Source organism: Roseovarius atlanticus (assembly GCF_019802205.1).
GTDB lineage: Bacteria > Pseudomonadota > Alphaproteobacteria > Rhodobacterales > Rhodobacteraceae > Roseovarius > Roseovarius atlanticus_A.
This window is the reverse complement of the sequence record NZ_JAHVHQ010000002.1, coordinates 971061-990969: the sequence shown is the minus strand read 5'-3', so window position 1 is coordinate 990969 and position 19909 is coordinate 971061. Positions and strand designations below refer to the sequence as shown.

The following is a 19909-nucleotide window of genomic DNA, read 5'->3' as shown; positions in this document are numbered from 1 at the left end:
CTGGCAGATGCGATGATGAAGCCGGTAAATATCATCGACGGGGCCGAACCAAGACAAAGCCAGCTGTGGATCGCGCTGGCCGTCACGGTCTGCGCGGTACTGGGGATCGTGGCCCTCTTCATTGCCAGCGAAGCGTCCTTTCCCAGTCTTGCGGCCCTGTGCGCCCGCGTCCCCCTTTGGACCTATGGCATCGTTGCCCTTGGCCAGGCGACAATCGTATTGCTGGCGGCTGTCCGCTGGCGCGTTTTGCTGAAAGCCGTTTCGCCCCGGGGCGAAACCTTGGCCCTCCGCTATGCAACTGCGGCGACGACATCGGTCGCCATTGCAGGACAGTTTTTGCCGATCCAGCTTTGCACCCCGGTCATTCGCGCATGGTTCGCGTCGCGTTTCGATATCCCTGTCCTGAGATCCCTGGGCACGTCGGCATTGGAGCAAACGTTTCAGCTTCTCGTGCTGGTCAGCGCGGCAGGCCTGAGCGTCTTGTTACTGCTGCCAACACCCGGCTGGGTGTTCGATGCGAGTGCCGCGATCCTGTTCATGACCGCCCTGGTCGTCTTCGTCCGATTATCAATTCAGCTGACGTCGAAACTGCTTACACATATCGCTGATCATGGGGCGCCACTTCTGGCGCGTTCCGCCGGTCGTCTGCGCCTGGGCGTCGAAAGGGCCGCGCAACTGCCCGACCACATCCTGACATCGATCACCGCACTGAGTCTTCTTGGGTATGCTGTCCTTGCCGCGCTGAACGTCCTGCTGCTCAGCACCATCGCGGGCGTGGACATCCTGCCACTTCTGATCGCTTATCCGTTGGTTCTGTTCCTTATGTCGCTACCCGTGTTCCCCGGCGGGCTTGGCGTGGTCGAAGCGACATGGGCGGGCGTCCTCGCGCGCGAAGGCCTGCCCTTCGATCAGGCGGTCGAGGCCGCTCTGGCGTTGCGAGTGGTCTCGACCCTGGGCTTCTTCCTAATCGCGCCACTGCTCCTCGCCGACCTCCAGCCACGCAGGCGGAGCGCGTCATGACCCGGCCTTGGCTTTCCGTGATCATGCCGATCTTCAACGGCCATGCGACTCTGGACACAGCGCTGTCATCACTTGCAGGGCAATGCGACGGGCTCGAGATCATCGCCGTCGATCAAGCGTCAACCGATGGCAGTCGCGATCTGCTACAGGCGGCGCAAACCCGTCTTCCAATCCGGATCATCGACAATCCCGACGGCAGCTCGTGGACCGAGAACACCAACATCGGCCTGCATGAGGCCCGCGCACCGCTTATCACCATGCTGCATCAGGACGATGTCTGGTCGCCTGGGCGCGCCGCGCTTCTCAAAGACATGGCCGGCCGGCATCAAGAGGTCGACATATGGGCGCATGGCGCTGACCTCATTGACGAACACGGGGCAACCGTCGGTCAGATGTGCCCACCATTCGGGGCGGCGCGCCGTGTTCTGACGTCCGAAGAGGCGATGTCGCGCCTGATCGTGCAGAACACCCTGGCGCTGCCCGCTGTCATGTTCCGGCGCGACGCCGCGCTACACAAGGGCGGTCTGGATGAGGCACTTTGGTACACTGCGGATTGGGATCTTTGGCTGAGCCTTGCGCAAAACGGTTTGGCCTGGGATCCCGGACACGCCTCGGCGTTCAGGATTCACGCGAACTCCCTGACCATGACGGGTTCGCGGAACTTGCAGTCCTTCAAACGCCAGTTGGAAATACCGCTCGACCGGCATCTCGTGCATCTGCCGGACCGGCTCAGGCGGCGCGCCCGCAGACGCGCGGAGGCGGCCAACGCGCTCAACGTCTGTCTGGCGGGCCTGCATCACCGCAGTCTTCGCGGTGTTGGTTCAGCCCTTCGAAAGGCTTTCATGCTTGGACCTAACGAATGGCGCGATTTTCTCATGACAACAAAAATCGTGAACAGGTTGGCGCCCCGGATGAAGCTGGCAATGAAAAGAGGAACATGACATGGGATCTATCGGTGCAAGCGTAAGACGTGCCTTTGGCCCGTATGAGAGGCAGGTTTCGGAACTCTACCGCCGTGTCTTCATCGACCTGGAGAATCTGGCGGACTGTATCCAGGACTGGGCAGACCCGACCGCCATCTGTGAAATCGGCTGTGGCGAGGGCGCATTGGCCGAACGGCTTTGCCGGGACTTTCCTGACGCGTCCTACCTGGGCATCGACATCGTCCCGCAAATTGGACGCATGTACGACGGGGATCGTGCCGAATTCCGCCAGATCGACGCACAGGACCTGGCCGAAGAACGCAGCGGACAGTTCGATCTGGTTGTCATCAACGATGTCATGCACCATGTGCCGGTCGGTATCCGCGCGGACATCCTGCAAGCCGCGAAAGAGCTTTTGATGCCCGGCGGTGTTCTGGTGTTCAAGGACTGGCTCAGACGCAGCACGCTCATTCACGCGGCCTGCTATGTGGCCGACGTCTATATCGGTGGCGACAAGAACGTCGCCTACATGGCCATGGAAGAGCAACGGGAGCTGATCGCTTCGGTGTTCGGGCCCGAAGCGGTCGCGGCGGAGCAATCGATCAGACCCTGGTCTCAGAACCACGCCTTCAAGGTTGTCAGATAGGCCATTGGGGATGACGGCAATCACGTGCATCCAGCCTCCGGGGCTCAGTCACGAACAAAGGCTTAAGTTTGCGATAAAGCTGTTCATCCTGGTGAAAATCGCCACCCTGTTTGTGCTGGCGATCAACACGCGCTTTGTGATGGATGAGTTTTGGCACTTCACCCAGCCGGTATATCTGTTCGACGGCACCTTCGACACGATATGGCCCAAGAAAGCGGTCGGCTACGCCGTCTTCTACGAACTGTCCCACCTGATCGGCTGGGATGCGACATCCATGCTGATCACTGGACGTTTGACCACAGCCTGCCTTTCGCTGGCGTTGACCGTGTGCATCTACAAATGCGCCCGCGCCTTGGGCCACGAGCGTATCACAGCGATCCTGGCAGTGGCGCTCCTGCTCAGTTTCAGCAGCTATATCGAGCGCGGATTCCGACTTCGGTCCGAGCCGCTCGCCACGCTGTTTGCGGCTTTGGCCGTGCTGGTCGTCATCCGATATGAAACCGACCGTGCCAAGACCCTTCTGATCGCGGGGCTGCTCAGCGGGTTGGCCTTCGTGACGACGCAGAAATCGGTCTATTTCAACTTTGCGTTGGGGGCCGCTTTGGTGGTCGATGCCCTCTGCATGCGCTCTGCCTCGCGCGCGTTCTTTCGCGGGGGGCTGCTCATTCTCGGCTGGGCCGGTGCCATACTCTTCTACGGCGCCCTGCTCGGCGGCACCGCGATGCCGCAGGTCCTGAAGATGCTTTTCCTCGGGCCGGTCGAACTCGCCCTCCATGGTGGCAGCTACTATGAAGGGCTGGATGCTTTTGTCTGGCAGACGCTTTTGCGCAACGCTGTGCCGTACGCGCTGGTGTGCCTTGGCCTTGTCCTGTCAGCTGCGCGTATTCTCATATGCGACAGTGCAGCGCGGATATTTCTTGTCCACGCGGTCCTCCTGACCGGGCTTGTCTTCTTTCACAACCAGACATGGCCCTACGTGTTCTCAATGGCGCTGCCATTCCTGGCGGTCTTTGGCGCTGTGGCCGTGACAGTCCTGCTGCGGCAGGGGGCAAGCCGGTCCGCAATGGCGCTGGTCATCCTGTCGGTGATCGCCGTACAGAGCATCGTTCGCAATGTGCAGTACCTGGGCCACGACAACCGCGCTCAACTCGCACTCGTCCAACAGGCCGAAGCGCAGCTTGAGCAGGACGAGACATATTTCGACGGCATAGGCATGATCCCGAGCCGCCGTATGGAGCCCCGCCTGTGGCTCGATGCCCAGGCCGTTCTTGAAACGAACGACGAAGGGCGGAATTCCACGCTCTATGGCGCATTACTCCGTGCCGAGCCTCACCTTGTGATTGCGACGTATCGCACAGACGGGTTGAACTCCGTATTCGGTGATGCTCTGAATACGAAATACGGCTTCCTAACTTCACATATTTTGCTGCGGCTCGAAGCTAATCTAATCCTGACACCTCCAAAGGCCGAGCGGGCTCCGCTCTTCAACGGTATATATACCGATTGATATCTGCTGGGTACGGATGCATGATTTATGTTTAGACATGCTCATCTTGCGTTTTTCGAGTTCGTCAGTACATTCTGGAATATCTGCCTCGTGCGGATCAGATCGTGTGAATATTGGCTTTTCAGCGCCTATATTGCTCACGATCAGCACATGAAAATCGCCGCGTAACTGGTTTTGCTTACTGATCTGATCCCCGCAAACTGGACCGTCTGAAGCTGGAGTTTTCCGCTATGATTCCCTGGCTGGGAGAAGAGCGGAATCACATGAAGGCATCGAAGTTTTCGGACGCGCAGAAAGCACTCATCATCAAGTAGGGCGAGGAAGGCACGGCGGCGTCTGAGATCTGCCGCAAGACAGGCACCAGCCAGGCGACCTACGTCAACTGGAAGAAGAAGTATTTCAACATTCCAGCGTTTTGTTCTGTATGATCGACGCCGCCGACACGTTCTCTCGCAGGCAACCAGCGTAACTTGGCTACCAGTCTGAATTTCCAACCTTCCAGCCAATTCCCTGTCGGCGGCATGAACCAACAGCTGATTAACCTGCTTGTTTTTCATGCGCTCAGCGCTCCGAATCTACTTGAAGGAAAGAGACAAGCCGCGAGCGGCTTCATTGGAAAACTACTTGGCCACCGATGCGCTCTTCACATGTGGCTCAGAACGAGCCGAGAACACGGAAAACCCGGAGCGAATTGGGTATGCCATCGATGCTTTGAGCATGTGATGGTCAGGCCTTACAGTCTCTGATGTCAACGAGAATTCTTGTCACGCTTACGCGCGAGATATGCGCGAGGGCTATCAGCCTCCCGAAGCCGAAATTCGGAGGCGTCCAGTCGGCGACGGGACCATCCGTCGGGAACTTGGTTGCCTTCGCGCGGCGCTGAATCTGTGCGGTCGAAAGGGTCTATTGAGTTCGATACCGACAGTCACCCTCCCACCGGCTCCGCCGGCCAAAGATCGTTGGTTGACCCGCGACGAGGTGGCCCGGCTTATTCGCACGGCACGCAAATCACCAAGGACACGGTACCTCGCGAGGTTCATTCTAACGGCTCTCTACACCGGATCCCGAAAATCGGTGATACTTGGTCTGGGTTTCATTCCTCACGTTTTTGGTGGCCATGTGGATTTCCGAACCGCAATGCTACACCGCAAGGGGAATGCTCAAAAGCAGACTAAGAAAAATGCACCCACCGTTCCCATTCCGGAACGCCTGCTACGCCATTTCGAGCGCTGGCAAAAGAATGGTGCGAAATGGGTTGTCGAGATCGAAGGACATCGCGTCCCAGATAAAAACACATCCTGAAAAATCAAAGGGCCCCTCGGGGCCCTTATTTTACTGGTCGGAGTGAGAGGATTCGAACCTCCGGCCCCTGCCTCCCGAAGGATCGGGCCTGACCTTAAGTCTCTGTAATCATTTCTATCTGGTCTCATTTGTCTGCTCCTTTGTTCACATTTGTGTCCGTCTATTTCCGGATATGATCCGGACATCAGATTGCGTCTGCTGCGCCTCGCTGGTGATCCGGATGGTGATGCCCATAGTTCTTTTCGAGCGTCTCGAGGGTCATCCCGAGAAAGCCGCAGGCGTCCCACTTGGGCGCGCCCTTCTGCATGAGCCAGGTTGCGCAGGTGTGCCTCAAGGTGTGCGGCACGACTTTCCGGTCTCCCTCTGTTTCGAGGCCAGCGGATACAACGGCTGTTCGAAACGCGCGCTTGATGTTCTGCAGCGACTTGCCGCGATGCGTGACGACGAATTCGTCCTCAGGAAATCGCCGACGCCTGCGCAATAGGTATTTCCTTAGCCTTGCGGGCAACCTCGAGCTCGGGCGCTCCTTCTTGGTGCGCCGCCGGCCAACCGGGTTCCAATAAATAATGTTGCTGTCGAAATCGATATCTGACCAGCGCAAGGACAGGATGGCTTCCTTCCGCTGTCCGGTCAGCAATCCGATCCGTAGAAACAGGGTCAAGTGTTCGGTCTTCGATTCCGTCGGCACACCGTCCTGCAAAGGACTGTCGAAGCTCCGCGACACCCGGATCAGCATTAGCGCCTCTTCGCAAGTCAGAAAGCGGATGCGTCCCTCGGGCTTTGGCGGAAGCCGCACCGCGATCTTGCGCGTGATCAGCTGGTCTTCTTCGGCCCGCCGGATCGCGGTGGACAAGAAGCTGAGCTCTCGCCTCAGAGTTCCGTCTTTGAGCCCCTTGTCGCCCCGACCCTTTCGGCGTTTCTGGCAGTACTCCTTGATGAGCGCGTCGTTGATGTCGCCCACGGAGTACCCATCGAAAAACCGGATGATCGGCTTGGCCGCATTGGCCAGTCGCTCCGGGTCGGTGACGTCATCAAGCCGCTTCGCAAGGTAGTGCGAAATTGCGTCGGCAACATAGAATTCATGCGGCTCGACCGCACGCTCCGGCCTGAAGCGTCTCAGCTTCCATTCTGCGAAGTAGAGTTCAGCCTGGTCGCGATCCCCAGTGCCAGTCGAGTGCTCGCGGCTGCGTCCCCCTTCAGTCCAGTAGATGTACCAGTTGCCCTCGGACGGGCGCTTGCGATCGCGCTCGAGGCGCGGCGGGGATGATCTTCTTGGCATGCCTTCACCGTGAAATTGTCAACGTACCGCTCCCATGCGCCAGAAGGGATCTTCGGGTTCCGGCGCCCTGGGGCCGTGTAAATGTGGTCCAGCATGTCCTCGCGGATCAGGTAACGCACGTTGGACACCGGAATGCCGACGCGGTCGGCCAGTTCTTTCGGGGTTTCCAAGAGCTTTTGCACGCTTCGCCTCCTTAAAGCATTTGCTCACAAACCGAGGCGAGAGTTTTCGTTTTGCGTCCAGAATGAAACAAAACTACGCTGATACTGCATGAATCAAGCGTGTCGCCACCGTTCGTATCTATTTTTGATACAAATGACTACGAATGAGGTCAACACAAATACAAACGAAAGTTGAAAATGGCTGTTGTTGGCCTTGGACATCGCCTCGCGGCAGTACGGAATATGGTTCGACTCTCTCAAGAGGAGATGTCGCAAAAGCTGGGTATCAGTCGAAGCGCTTACCAGAACTACGAACGTGGCCAGCGAGACTTGACCGCCCAATTGCTTCTGAAAGTCTACGAGGAATTCGACGTCGATCCGCTTTGGATGCTCGAAGGCGATACTGAGGACGGCAAGAACCGCAGGCACGAACAGATCGCCTCGGCCAATCGCAAGATCGGAATCGCCGTCGAGCGCCGGATCATTGAACGCGGTTTGACCGTGACCCCCGAAAAGAAATGGGACGCCATCGATTTCCTCTTCGATGAGTTCCTCAACACCGAGTCGTTGGCCAATGAAGGCGAGGGCCCGGACACCACGAGGATTGATAGCGTTTTGAGGTTGGTAAGTTGATGTTGGATGAAGAACTCCCCGACGACGTGGCAAAACTGCGCCCGCGCAAGCTTCGGCTGGGCCCGGATGTAGAACGCCTGCTTGAAGGCGTTGCCGGTGTGGAAGTCGACCCAAAGAAGGCGCGGAAGGCCAATGGATTGCGCCCTAAGGCCAACAGCGTCAACGCGGCCCGTTGCGCAGGGTGTGGCCAGATCGAATACATCACGCGCGAATATTGTCGCTGCGGACACTACCTGACTGGCCAGATCGAAGACGAATACCTTGCATGGGAACGCAACCTGACAGAAACACACGAGCGTCTCTCGACTGAAGCGGATCGCAAGCTGAAACCGTTCAAGATCATGGCACTCGCAGCTATTCCTTTCATCATCTGGCCGCTTCTCTATCCCCTGCTGTTTGACGACTTCGGATCGTTGACCACCTGGCTCTGGATGCTGCCCGGCATCGCGATTTTCGGCCTTTTCGGCCTGGTTCAGGCAATTGTGACTGCCGAACTCAACGACAGCGCTCAAGCTCTCGCAGCCGCCAGCTTCGAGCAATTTCTGACTGAGCGCATTGGCATGCCGAGCAATTGATGCACATGACACTGTCCATTTTTTCTATTTCAGCCCGTGCAGTTTTTAACGCTTTGGTTCTGGGCAGTTTTTCTGCGCTCTCATGCGCCACGAAGTTATCGCCCGATCAGCTGGTCACTCCTCGTTCCAGTCTCGGAGAAAGGAGGCCAAAATGACGGAGCATGTTGTTCGGGAGGTGGATGCAACACCCTATGCAGCATCTCTCGTCGAGGGCCATCGCGACTTCGGCTACAACCTCGAGACTGCTCTCGCCGACATCATTGACAACGCCATCACCGCTGGCGCACGCACGGTGGAACTGATCGCGGACACTGTCGCGGATGAGCCATGGATCGCGCTGGCAGACGATGGTTCGGGCATGACGGAAACCGAACTGGTCGAAGCGATGCGTCTCGGGTCGAAGAACCCGACCGACGAACGCGAGGCTGAAGACCTCGGTCGTTTCGGCCTCGGCCTCAAGAGTGCCAGCTTCTCGCAGTGCCGAAGTCTGACGGTTCTGACACGGCAAGACGGTCGAACGTCCTGTGCGCGCTGGGACCTGGATCGCGTCGCGAAACGGAACGACTGGAGCCTCGAACTCATCGATAACCCCGAGGTCGTGACAGGCCATGACCTCCTCACGGAGACCGGAACGGTTGTCATCTGGGAGAAACTCGATCGCTTGAGTGGCGGCTACACCCATGACCGCGCTAAGCGGGCCGAGCATATGAACTCTGAGTTGTCCCGTGCCGAGCATCATCTGCGCTTGGTGTTTCACCGCTTCTTGGAGGGCGCCAAGCCACGGCTAAAACTGTCACTCAACGGTCGCCCGCTGAAACCCAACGATCCCATGGCAACGTCTCATGCCGCCACGCAGAAGGACCCGGAGGAGGTGCTTCGCTTGCGTCAGGGTGACGTCCTGATCAGATGCCACACGCTTCCCCATCACAAGCGGATGAGCCGGGAGGAATGGGAAGAAATTGGCGGTCCTGAGGGGCATCTGAAGTCTCAGGGCCTGTATATCTACCGCGAGAAACGTCTCATCATCGCGGGTGGGTGGCTGGGCCTGGCGCGCCAAACCGAACTGACGAAACTCTGCCGTATAGCAGTCGATATCCCCAACACGATGGACGCCGATTGGAAGATCGACGTCAAGAAGGCCTCGGCCCAGCTTCCCCCGGTGGTGCGTGAGCGCCTGAAGAAGGTGGTGGAAAGGTTCGTTGGCACATCCAAACGCACCTATCGCAGCAGAGGCCAGAAGCTGGTCGATGAGACCCGTTTTCCGATCTGGAATCGGGTGCAGAAGGATGGGCAGATCGTCTTCCGCCCCAACCTGGAGCACCCGGTCTTTCGAACCTATTCCGATCAGTTGCCAGAAGAGCTGCGAGAGGGTTTCGAACGTTGCCTGCGCATCGTTGGGTCTGGTCTGCCGATCGAGACGCTGCATGCTGAACTTGTGGGGAATGCGGAAGCGGTCACGGCTGACGAGACATCAGCAAACGACCTCGAGGAGTTGGTCTACTCCCTCGCGGTGACCCTGATGGAAAACGGTGTGCCGTCCGACGCTCTGTCGGACACGCTGCAGAGTAACCCATTCTTGCGAGTGCGGTGGGAAGCCGCCGCGCCGATTCTGGAAGATTTCTTGAGGACACGGATTTCATGAATGAAGCCATTGAGACAGTGAAGAACATGGTCGAAAGTGGCCTGTTCAATCAGGCACGGAAGACCGAAGACGAGTTGCGTAGTATGATCCGAGGCGTCGCAGCTTTGGTCCCGCCGGGCCTCAGTGATGAAGAGATCGAGCAGATTGCGCGTGAGATCGAGCACAAGCAGGGTATCAAGGCTGGACTTGGTGCGGTGGTCGATAGCGAGGATTTCGAACCCTGGCTGGATGACGCGAAGCCGTCGATCGAGCCTTTCTACTGGAACCGCTACCAGAAATTGCTCCTGCAAAACGGCCTGCCGAAAGACGTGGTGATTTCCACGGACACGGTTACGGACAAAATACTCAGCCGTCTAGGCAATCCCGAGAAGCATGTGCCGTGGGATCGACGCGGCATGGTGGTTGGCCACGTCCAAAGCGGAAAGACCGCCAACTATACGGGCCTGATCTGCAAGGCTGCAGATGCAGGGTACAGGCTGATCATCGTCATTGCGGGTATTCACAACAACCTTCGAAACCAGACTCAGGCCCGGATCGACGAGGGTTTCATCGGCCGCGATACCGGAAAGTCCCAGGAAACCAAGAGGGGTGGGGCGAAACACATCATCGGCGTTGGCCATTTCGACCCGAACAACACGCCCGTCAGCCTTACCAACACGCTACGGGATTTTAACAAGGCCACGGCTTCCACCAACACGAGCGAGATCGACTCTTACAAGGTGCCCGTCGTTCTCGTGATCAAGAAGCAATCGAATACACTTCGCAATCTGCTGCAGTGGCTTAAAGACAATAGTGCTCGCGGTGACCGTGAGATGATTGATCAACCTATGCTGCTCATTGATGACGAGGCTGACAACGCTTCGATCAATACAAAGTACAACAAGGAGGAAGTAACAACCACAAATAGGTTGATCCGCGAACTTCTGAACACTTTCCACCGGAGTTGCTATGTCGGCTACACAGCGACTCCTTTCGCGAATATCTTCATCGACCCCGATCAAGACGATGAAATGCTGGCGGAAGACTTGTTTCCGAAAGATTTCATCATCGGCCTCGATGCTCCATCCAATTATTTCGGAGGCAAAAAAGTCTTTGTCGAAGGTTTGCCCGATGATGAAGATCCAACTTGGTTGAGGTATGTCGAAGACAATGAAGATGTCCTGCCCGTCAAACATCCACAAGATTTTGTCGTGGAGGCACTACCGGACTCATTGGTGAAAGCTGTTCGCGCTTTCGTGCTTACTGCTGCTATTCGTTCGCTAAGGAATCAAGAGCACAAGCACTGCTCGATGTTGGTGAACGCAAGTTTTCGGAACCCCATTCAGTTACAGTTGCGGAACCGGCTGCATGAAGTTCTTCAAAGGATACAGAATGCTGTCCGAGTGAACGGTTCAACTGGTAGCAAGGGAGTTGCAGACCCCGAGATTGCAGCGTTGAAAGAGGTGTGGGAAAACGAATTCAAGAAGGCCTACCCCTCATGGGATGAGATTCAGGTCGCGCTGCATGAGGCCATAGCTGCTGCACAGGTCGTGTTGGTGAACTACAAATCGAAGGATGTCCTGGAATATCCCGATGAAGTTCGTGGCAAAGCGGGTAGAAAATACATTGCAGTCGGCGGTTTTTCTCTATCGCGTGGACTAACGCTCGAGGGGCTGACGGTAACCTGGTTTCTACGCAACACGAAAATGTACGATACCCTCATGCAGATGGGGCGTTGGTTCGGGTATCGGACCGGATACGAAGATCTTTGCCGTATCTGGATGCCAGCGGAGGCTATTGGATGGTACGCATACATTGCGAACGCCACGGAGGAATTGCACTCAGAAATTCACGATATGGCGGCTGTTCCGACAGCCACTCCTAGGGATTTCGGCCTAGCGGTACGAAGTCATCCAGCTTCGCTACTCGTCACAGCACGCAACAAGATGGGGTCGGGGACAAAGGTCACGACACTGATCGGGCTCTCCAACAAATTTGTCGAGACATCGAGAGTAGGCATTAAAGCAGGCGATCTTTCCGCGAACATTGAGGCGGCTAAATCTCTGCTCTTAAAGCTCAAGGGCGCGCGCTTTGAGAAAGAGCGATCGTCTTGGGGAGCCTTGTATCGCGGCGTACCGGTACAGTTCATAGACGAGTTTCTTGCCGCGTGGCGAAACGCCGAGCAGAGCGTCACGACTGCCCCGGACCCAGTTAGAAAATACATCGATGCGCGAAGAGCGGACGAGTTGCAAACGTGGGATGTATTAGTGCCCAGCCTAACCAAAGGCGAATCCGACGAAACGCTAGGCATGCCGATCGTGCCCGCGACGCGATATGTAGACCTGCATGATCTGCAACATGATTTCATGTCTTTCAGTGGGAAGCGAATGCGTGTTGCGTCTCGGGGAATTGAGAAGGCTGGTGTAGACCCGGCAAAGGCTGAGGCAGCTGAGGCGCGGTATCGGGAAGAAAACGGGAAGGCTGACGGTGAACGTGTGAACTATCCGGACTCGATCTACCGACGAGAAAGAGATCGCGGCCTTTTCATTCTCCATTTCGTCAAGGCAAAGGCGCCAGATGGAAAGGAAGATGCCAAGGAAGTCGGCCTGATACCTGCTGACCCTGTGGTGGCGTGGGGCATAAGCCTTCCAGTGTCTTCTCGCCCGACCGAACGTGTCGAGTACGTAGTGAACACGGTGCGCTATCGGGAGCTCTTCGGTGAAGAAGACGCAGACGAGGATCAGGAGGCAGCTCTTGAAGCCTCGTGATCCGTGGAAAAGACTCGACCCGGACGAAGCAAAGCGGGTCGATGTAGAGGGCCGCTTCGATTTCTTCTGGGTTGTGCTGGACGCCGGCACGCCCGGCCTGATGCTGAAGCTGCCCGGCGTGCCGCAACCACTACCGCGTCTGCCGAAATTGAAGAACCTTGTCGCCTCCTTCCGACCGGTTGCGGGAGGATCGGCATTCGTTCTGGGTCTAAAGGAAAGAAGTCAGGTCGAGATCTTCGAGGCTCTTTGCCGGGATGTGGTCGAGGCCGGGGAAGCCGGCACGGATCGCGACGAAGCGCTCTCGAGAGCGCTTCAACGCACGCGGCGCTGGTATCACCTTCTGCGTGGCGGAAAGACCAATGGTTTGTCCGTTGAAGAGCAGCGGGGGCTTGTCGGCGAGTTGGCCTTCCTTCGGGACCTTGTTTCGGCCTTCGGACCTGACACTGCAATCGAGGCGTGGACCGGACCGACCGGTTCCGCCAAGGATTTCGAGCTCATCGGCAGCTGTGTCGAAGTGAAGGCTAGGCGGGTGGCGGCAAAGCCGTTCGTGGCCATTTCTTCGGAAGATCAACTTGCTGATGTCGAAGGGAGCCGCCTTTGCCTGCGTGTCGTCAACGTGGCGTCGGCCGTTCTGCCGGAAGGTCAGAGCCTGCATGATCACGTGAGAATGACCGCCGAGATGTTCGAAGAAGACGGCGCGGCCTTCGAAGCGTGGGAGGAGGCGCTGTATTCGACAGGCTATGATCCCGAGAACGATTACGACGACCGAAGATGGCTTCTTGGCGCTGCGACCGATTACGAGGTGACAGAGGGCTTCCCACGAATCTCCGCGCCTCTTGCACCTGGCGTGGAGAATGTCCGGTATTCGATTGCTCTCGATGCCTGTGAACCGTTCAAACTGGAAGGTGATCTGATCGACGTGATCCGGAAGGGACTTGAGCATGAGTGATCTCGAAGAATTTCATCATGAACTCATTGCCGATATCCAGGGCGATGCAGACGTCCTCGGACTTGTGACGGTTGAGGCGTTTTTCGAGAAGGTGGGCGATCTGCTTACCGAAGCCGGGGAGTTGGACGGAGCCAACAGGGCGTACTTCGAGGGCGGCGGCGCCAGCAACCCCATGCGGATCGACGGTTACGGTGGCGACCCAAGAGATGGCGATGGCGTCCTGAGCCTCGTGTTGTGCGACTTCGAGCTTTCCGACGAGGTGCGTGTTCAGAACAAGGATCAGATTCAGCGCCTCCTGCAGCGGCTCTACAGGTTCGTTGTTTCAAGCCTGAAGACCGATTTTCGAGAGCAATTGGAAGAGACAAGTGCCGGGTTCGGCGTGTCCGATCTCATCGCCACGACTTGGAAGGATGTCGAGAAGGTCAAACTCATCATCGTGACCAACGCCGACTTTCGCGCCCGTGCCGATGCGGCAAACGTGAAGGATCTTGATGGCAGACCTGTCACCCTCAGTGTTTGGGACCTAAAGCGCCTGAAGCAGTACATGGAGCAGGGGCAGGCGCGGGCGAACCTGATCATCGATTTCGACAGGGATTTTGGCGGGGGCGTTCCCCTTCTTGCAGCCTCCGGAAGCGACAGTGCGCTCGAAAGCTACCTTGCGGTCATTCCCGGAAAGCAGCTGGCCGCAATCTACGACAAGTGGGGACCGCGCCTGCTAGAGGCCAACGTGAGAAGCTTTCTTCAGGCGCGCGGCAAGGTGAATCAGGGCATCCGTAACACGATCCGAGATGAGCCGCACATGTTCTTTTCCTACAACAACGGGCTCAGTGCGACGGCCGACGCGATCGAGGTGGAACAGACCGATCTGGGGCTCCGGCTGGTGCGGGCGGACAATCTGCAGATCGTCAATGGTGGGCAGACCACGGCCTCACTCCACGCGGCGCGAAAGGCGTTTGCCGAACAGTTGGAGCAGGTTCATGTCCAGATGAAGTTGACCATCGTTCCGCGAGAACAGTCCGAACTCGTTGTCCCGCGCATCTCGGAATACGCCAATAGTCAGAACAAGGTGAACGCGGCAGACTTCTTCGCCAACCACCCCTTCCACATCCGGACGGAAGAGCTGTCGCGCAAGGTTTTGGCGCGGGGAGAGGACGGGTATCGGGACACGAAATGGTTCTACGAGCGCGCAAGGGGACAGTATGCCGACGAACGCGGACGCAGGACCATTGCTGAGCGCAAGAAGTTCGATGCCGAGTTTCCGCGCTCCCAGTTCCTCACGAAGACCGACCTGGCCAAGTTCGAGAACACATGGGCGTGCCTACCGCATATCGTGAGCCTCGGTGCACAGAAGAACTTCGCGGAATTCGCCAAGCATATCGGCAAGCGATGGGGTTCCGAAGGTGCGGCATTCGATGAGCTCTGGTTCAGGCGCATGATCGCAAAGACCATCATCTTCCGGGCCACCGAGAAACTGGTTTCGGGCGCGGAATGGTACGAAGGCGGATACCGTGCCAACATCGTGACCTACGCGATTGCCAAGCTCGCCCATGATGCAGAGAAACGGGAGATGGTTGTCGACTTGGACGCCGTCTGGAGATACCAGGATGTCTCGCCCGATCTGAAGGCGGCGCTGTTGGTTGCTGCGGCAGAAGCTCAGGACGTCATCACGCACCCGCCCGAGGGCGTGCGCAACTTCAGCGAATGGGCCAAGAAGCAGGCTTGCTGGAAGGGGCTGGAGGATCGTGAGTTGAGCTATCCGGAGGAATTCGATCGCGTTCTGATTTCGCCGGACCTGGCCAATGAACGCGCGAGAGAGGCCCGTGCGGACAAGGCTGTCGAGACCAGCGTCGAGGCCGAGCTCGAGGTGCATAGGCTCGGCGCCGCGTTTTGGGCAGAAGCCCGGAATTGGGCGCGGGAGCGTGGGCTTCTGTCTCCGCGAGAAAATGGCGTTCTGGAAACCTGCGCCGCGATCCCAAGCAAGATGCCTTCGGACAAGCAATGCGCTGTTGCCATGGGCGCTCTAGAGAAACTTAGGCAAGAAGGTTATTCTGAAGGTGTCGCAGTAAGTTCACGCCTCGCAAGATCCTCGACGTGATCTTCGATCATCTGTTGAATTTCCTCCTCCGTGTGAAAATACGCACCCAGTCCAGTCAAATATGAGAGTCCGGATGCCGCCAAAACGGCAATAAATACCCAAAATATTACACTTCGCCAATATTTGGAAAAGAAGCGGGAAGCCAGTTTGTCAAGCAAATCAGGCTCCAAACGCTCTACGACGTCCCCCTTCAACTCCTCCCGGATGCGCTTCTCCATTTCGGCCGTCTGGAGGAAAGTTCCGGAAAATCCGCCAACCATATCCGTCAGTATCTTCTCCACATATTCAGAATGTGTAAATCTGGTTGCCTTTGGCATTTGCCCGTCTTTTGCTTCGTCATGCTGGAAGAATAGAACCCTGAAGAATTCATCACCCGCTTTCAATCGGATAGGCTTCTTTGAGAAATTGATGACAAGGCTTCCGATGGGCCCAAAGAAGTTTGCATCTACAAGGCCGACATCGAGCGCCAACATGCCTTGCTTGGTGAAGCCGCTCCGCAGAGTCACCAGAGCCGTGACGCGCGCGTCTTCGATTTGAAACTTCTCTTCGGATATAACCCACGCCAGCCCACCCGGCTCGAGCGTGTAGAAGGTCGTCGGTTTCCTCGGATCGTAGGTCTTCGCCTCTTCGCCGGTCGGAATGATCGAGTGAATCCTCAGATAGTAGCACCCACCTCGGATGTTCTTGGGATCAGCATTGGCTAGCAGAGCTTGATCAGTTATCTGGTTGCCTGTGATAAGCATGTTTCGAACTCCAATGAGGCGACTAGCCATGAACATTTTCAACTGTGATAGATGGGATGCTCGGTTCTTTGCAATGGCAGACCTCGTCGCGTCGTGGAGTGAAGATCGCAGCAGGCGGGTCGGTTGTGTTATCGTTGGCGTTGCCAACGAGGTCAGATCGACCGGCTACAATGGCTTGCCAAGAGGTGTGAGTGCAGAACACACGGAGCGTCATTCACGCGAAAACGGCGAAAAGTACATGTGGTTCGAACACGCCGAGCGAAATGCGCTGTTCAACATGCTACGTGCTGGCGTGTCCACGTCGAACTGTCGGATGTATTGCAACAGCTTTCCCTGCGCTGATTGCGCTAGAGCAATTATCCAATCGGGGGTTAGCGAGCTTCGGACCTTTGCGCCAGATTTGAACGACAAGAAATTCGGCAGGCACTTTGAGGTCGCCTTGGACATGTTCAAAGAAGGTGGCGTGACGGTTAGGTTTTACTCGCGAAACGACAGTTTGATATCCGGTGTTTTTGGCGTCTTGGAGGAAACACGGGACCCAGACAGCGGTTTTTTTCGGTAGTTTGTTCCGCCAACCACGCATCCACATGCCTCTTTGAGGCTAGGTGTCTCTCGCTTGGTCAAACCAGATCAGAAAAGACGGGTAGCAGAGCCTCCGCAATCTGCCGCGCAAGAAACGGCGGCACGGCGTTCCCGACCTGCACGAACTGTTCGGTGCGGTTGCCCATGAAGTGGTAGTTGTCGGGGAAGGTTTGCAGCCGTGCGGCCTCGCGTACCGTGAGGCTGCGGCACTGCGTCGGGTCTGGGTGAATGAAGTAGTGCCCGTCCTTCGAGATGTGGCTCGTTACCGTAGAAGCCGGGGCATTGCCGATCTGGACGCGGAACCTGTCATTGAACTTGCCCGTTTTCCAATTCTTGTGGTTTGGTGCCAGAATGTCCGGAAACTGGTGCGCACGCGGGCTCAGGCCCTCGGCCTTCGCGAAACAGGCGGCATAGAGGTAGCGGGCAAGATCGGATGGCATGTGACCCCGGGTTTCGTGACCCGAGACCCCGACCAGGTTCGGGTCGTCGAGGAATGCGGCAAGCTCTGGCTGCAGTTTTCTTGATAGCGGTTTTCGTGCGTGGCTCGTTCGGCCCATCTGAGACGTTGCCAGCAAACGTTCTTCGACACGATCCAACTCATTTTGAAAGCTGCGAAAGTTCTCGCCTGGGTATTCCCGAGTGATCTGACCAACGGCTTCGATCGCATCGACAACAGCGTCATACCAGGCATGTTCGTCGTCGCGTCTGCTTAATCCACTTCTCAGCCGCGGCAATCCGGTCAACATGTCCTTGACTTCTACCATCGTGCTCCGCCTATGAAGGCTGGGCGCGGAACCAGCGTCTATATCCGATCTGATGCCAACGATGATCACCCTGTGGCGTGCCTGCGGCACTCCATGGTCTTCTGCGCGAATGACGAAATCCTTCGGTTCAGGATGATCACCCGGCTGGATGTTGGCCGACAAGGAGAAAAGTCTGTAGCCGGGACCAGCATGTTGGAGATCAGACATGACCTGTTCGAAGATCGCCAGCCCCTCGACAGATGAAGAGAGCATGCCCTTGACGTTCTCCATTACGAACACTGCGGGGCTCAACTCATTCAATACACGACAATATTCGCGATAAAGGAAGTGACGCTCGTCGTCCTTCGGTCTGTAGTCCCGGATGCCTGCGTTTCGTGAGCGCCCGGCAAGAGAGTATGCTTGGCAAGGCGGACCACCGATCAAAAGCGTTCGATCGCCTGCTGTTCTGTTGGTTTCGGAAATCCTCTCCGACAGGAGCGCGGCGGTTTCTGCCTTCCCAAGCTCTGCGCAAACGGCCTCATTCTCGGCGGCATTCCATTCACGCGGATAGAGGTTCTTCCAATCCGGGCAGTCGTGCTTTCCGGAAATCCATGAGTAATACTCGGGTGGAAACTCGCGGAACTGGCGCAAGAACGCGCGAAGTCGGAGTGTCTTGTGTGCAGCACTATCCTTCTCAATCGACACAGAAATCTTGTAGGCACGAGAACCATCCGCCTGCATGCACGATGAAAATCCCTCGCCAAGGCCGCCCGGGCCGGAGAATAGATCAATTATCTGAACGGGTTTTGACACTGCATTACTCCTCGATCTCCTCTTTCCAGGTTTTCGGACTCATGGCAAGGAGTAGGAATGGTAGACATCGTTGATGCCAGAACCCGCTCACAGATGATGAGCAACATTCGCGGCAAGGATACAAAGCCCGAGCTTGCTCTCAGACGGGCTCTTCACGCGCGGGGTTTTCGATTCCGGCTGCATGTGAAGGATATCCCCGGAAGGCCTGACATCGTGTTTCCAAAGTATCGCGCGGTCGTGTTCGTTCATGGGTGCTTCTGGCACCGTCATGCCGGTTGTCGAAATGCAACCGTTCCCAAGACCCGCGCGGAATTCTGGAACAAGAAATTCGCTGCAAACGTGTCAAGAGACGCTGCCGTCCACGACAAGTTGACCAGGAAGGGGTGGCGAGTTGCCACCGTTTGGGAATGCGCTTTGCGGAACCCCAAAGCAGTGACGCAAACGGCAGAGATGGTGGCAACTTGGCTCAAGTCAGATGAGCCTGAAATGGAACTTGGTGAGCTTCAGGTCGAGCCGTATTAGGCAATGGCGCACCGGGCCGTTGTTGTTGCCCTATCAATATGCTTGAAGCATCTGGATCGAACGCCGCCCCATAGGGTTGTCGATTGACAACTTAACTCGGAAAGCCTATATCATGTCCCGTAAGCCGCACAAGTCCAAGGAGATCGAGGCGGTCTTGCGTGAGCTGGAAGCCTTGGGGTGGACGGTCACTCTGCGTTCCGGGCGCGGTCATGCTTGGGGCCTGATCAGGTGCCCGAACAACGATCCGGACTGCCGGTGCGGTGAGTTTTGTCAGATGGGTGTCTGGTCGACGCCACAGAATCCGGGCCGGTTTGCCCGGCAACTAAGGAATCGGGCGCTTGGCTGCACGAAGCTAGGCAATGCCGATGATGGCGCTCAAGAGGATGAATGACATGGCAGAGATCGAATTCGAACTGGTCTTCGCCCTTCCCGAAGGCGATCACGATGCGTTCGAACTGATGGATGCGGTCTTCGAGGCCGGATTCGAGGACGCCATCGTTGGCGCTGGTGTCCCTGGCATGATCGGGATCGCGCTGGAAGCTGCCAGCGATCACGCTGAAGACGCCATTCTAGATGCCGCGCGCGCGATCCAGAAACAGCTTCCTGCTGGGTCTGTACTGCGTGAAGTGCGCCCGGACCTGGTCAGCCTCGCTGATGTGGCAAAGCGGCTCGACGTGACACGCCAGTCTCTCCAGAAGCGAAAAATGCCCTTGCCGAGCCAAGGCGGCCTGTTCCGTATGGAAGAGGTTGCCGTGGTCATCATGGAAGCCGCGCAAGGTAAGGGCGCAGGAACGCGCAAGGGGCGTTTCTCGGTCGAGAAGGCTGCTAGATGGCTGAGTGCCGGCAAGCCTGCGCGCAGAGTCAACGCTGGTCTTGCCGTTGGCTTCATTGACGGCGCGACGCTGGAAATCCGTGAAGATGCCAAGCACTTCCTCTACGCGGAAAATCCGGCAACCGACCCACGGAATAGTGCTGGCGCGGCCTGAACTCCCCCAAGGGTCTTTCGCGCGCCAAACCATAGCATGGC

General features: G+C 57.1%; 18 protein-coding genes and 1 pseudogene. 16 read left to right on the top strand and 3 right to left on the bottom strand.

What is annotated here, in order from left to right; all coding sequences use genetic code 11:
* Window positions 1-12: 12 nt before the first annotated feature.
* From KUV49_RS04990 to KUV49_RS04965, 6 genes and pseudogenes are all read left to right on the top strand, one after another.
* The gene (locus KUV49_RS04990) at window positions 13-1020 is read left to right on the top strand and encodes a YbhN family protein (protein ID WP_222451885.1); all 1008 of its coding nucleotides are present in this window, start codon (window positions 13-15) and stop codon (window positions 1018-1020) included.
* Window positions 1017-1961, top strand: coding sequence for a glycosyltransferase family 2 protein (locus tag KUV49_RS04985; RefSeq protein WP_222451884.1), 945 nt, complete (start codon window positions 1017-1019; stop codon window positions 1959-1961). Before KUV49_RS04990 ends, KUV49_RS04985 begins: the two co-directional genes overlap by 4 nt.
* A gap of 1 nt (window position 1962) precedes the next feature.
* The gene (locus tag KUV49_RS04980) at window positions 1963-2589 is read left to right on the top strand and encodes a class I SAM-dependent methyltransferase (protein ID WP_222451883.1); all 627 of its coding nucleotides are present in this window, start codon (window positions 1963-1965) and stop codon (window positions 2587-2589) included.
* A 10-nt stretch (window positions 2590-2599) separates the two neighbouring features.
* Entirely contained in the window at window positions 2600-4096 is a 1497-nt protein-coding gene (locus tag KUV49_RS04975) for a glycosyltransferase family 39 protein (protein WP_222451882.1), read from the top strand.
* A 263-nt stretch (window positions 4097-4359) separates the two neighbouring features.
* Window positions 4360-4494, top strand: a pseudogene (locus tag KUV49_RS04970) (transposase); the annotation flags it as partial.
* 565 nt (window positions 4495-5059) lie between these two features.
* On the top strand, window positions 5060-5398 hold the full coding sequence (locus KUV49_RS04965; protein ID WP_222451881.1) for a hypothetical protein: 339 nt from the start codon (window positions 5060-5062) through the stop codon (window positions 5396-5398).
* Between the two features lie 184 nt (window positions 5399-5582).
* Here KUV49_RS04965 and KUV49_RS04960 read toward each other — a convergent pair whose 3' ends face one another.
* Complete coding sequence (locus KUV49_RS04960) at window positions 5583-6677, bottom strand: tyrosine-type recombinase/integrase (RefSeq protein WP_222451880.1); 1095 nt, start codon at window positions 6675-6677, stop codon at window positions 5583-5585.
* A gap of 359 nt (window positions 6678-7036) precedes the next feature.
* Between KUV49_RS04960 and KUV49_RS04955 the strand changes: the two genes are divergently transcribed.
* The 6 genes from KUV49_RS04955 to KUV49_RS04930 all read left to right on the top strand — a co-directional run bounded on the left by KUV49_RS04955 (window position 7037) and on the right by KUV49_RS04930 (window position 15479).
* Entirely contained in the window at window positions 7037-7471 is a 435-nt protein-coding gene (locus KUV49_RS04955; protein ID WP_222451879.1) for a helix-turn-helix domain-containing protein, read from the top strand.
* Window positions 7471-8046: a hypothetical protein gene (locus KUV49_RS04950; protein ID WP_222451878.1), complete on the top strand. Its 576-nt coding sequence runs from the start codon at window positions 7471-7473 to the stop codon at window positions 8044-8046. Before KUV49_RS04955 ends, KUV49_RS04950 begins: the two co-directional genes overlap by 1 nt.
* Window positions 8047-8197: 151 nt before the next feature.
* Window positions 8198-9688: an ATP-binding protein gene (locus tag KUV49_RS04945; RefSeq protein ID WP_222451877.1), complete on the top strand. Its 1491-nt coding sequence runs from the start codon at window positions 8198-8200 to the stop codon at window positions 9686-9688.
* Entirely contained in the window at window positions 9685-12435 is a 2751-nt protein-coding gene (locus KUV49_RS04940) for a Z1 domain-containing protein (RefSeq protein ID WP_222451876.1), read from the top strand. The genes KUV49_RS04945 and KUV49_RS04940 overlap by 4 nt, the downstream gene beginning before the upstream one ends.
* On the top strand, window positions 12422-13384 hold the full coding sequence (locus KUV49_RS04935; RefSeq protein WP_222451875.1) for a PD-(D/E)XK motif protein: 963 nt from the start codon (window positions 12422-12424) through the stop codon (window positions 13382-13384). Before KUV49_RS04940 ends, KUV49_RS04935 begins: the two co-directional genes overlap by 14 nt.
* Window positions 13377-15479 (top strand): AIPR family protein, encoded by a 2103-nt coding sequence (locus tag KUV49_RS04930; protein WP_222451874.1) that lies wholly within the window; start codon window positions 13377-13379, stop codon window positions 15477-15479. The genes KUV49_RS04935 and KUV49_RS04930 overlap by 8 nt, the downstream gene beginning before the upstream one ends.
* Here KUV49_RS04930 and KUV49_RS04925 read toward each other — a convergent pair.
* Window positions 15428-16222, bottom strand: coding sequence for a hypothetical protein (locus tag KUV49_RS04925; RefSeq protein WP_222451873.1), 795 nt, complete (start codon window positions 16220-16222; stop codon window positions 15428-15430). The genes KUV49_RS04930 and KUV49_RS04925 overlap by 52 nt on opposite strands.
* 28 nt (window positions 16223-16250) lie before the next feature.
* Between KUV49_RS04925 and KUV49_RS04920 the strand changes: the two genes are divergently transcribed.
* Complete coding sequence (locus KUV49_RS04920) at window positions 16251-16784, top strand: deoxycytidylate deaminase (RefSeq protein ID WP_222451872.1); 534 nt, start codon at window positions 16251-16253, stop codon at window positions 16782-16784.
* Between the two features lie 58 nt (window positions 16785-16842).
* Here KUV49_RS04920 and KUV49_RS04915 read toward each other — a convergent pair whose 3' ends face one another.
* Window positions 16843-18360, bottom strand: coding sequence for a DNA cytosine methyltransferase (locus tag KUV49_RS04915; protein ID WP_315899547.1), 1518 nt, complete (start codon window positions 18358-18360; stop codon window positions 16843-16845).
* A 57-nt stretch (window positions 18361-18417) separates the two neighbouring features.
* On the opposite strand from KUV49_RS04915, the gene KUV49_RS04910 reads away from it, so the two are divergent.
* The 3 genes from KUV49_RS04910 to KUV49_RS04900 all read left to right on the top strand — a co-directional run bounded on the left by KUV49_RS04910 (window position 18418) and on the right by KUV49_RS04900 (window position 19868).
* Window positions 18418-18882, top strand: coding sequence for a very short patch repair endonuclease (locus KUV49_RS04910; protein WP_222451871.1), 465 nt, complete (start codon window positions 18418-18420; stop codon window positions 18880-18882).
* A 112-nt stretch (window positions 18883-18994) separates the two neighbouring features.
* Window positions 18995-19273 carry a hypothetical protein gene (locus KUV49_RS04905; RefSeq protein ID WP_222451870.1) on the top strand — a complete coding sequence of 93 codons (279 nt, stop codon included), beginning with the start codon at window positions 18995-18997 and terminating at the stop codon, window positions 19271-19273.
* 1 nt (window position 19274) lies between these two features.
* Window positions 19275-19868, top strand: coding sequence for a hypothetical protein (locus KUV49_RS04900; protein ID WP_222451869.1), 594 nt, complete (start codon window positions 19275-19277; stop codon window positions 19866-19868).
* Window positions 19869-19909: the final 41 nt, after the last annotated feature.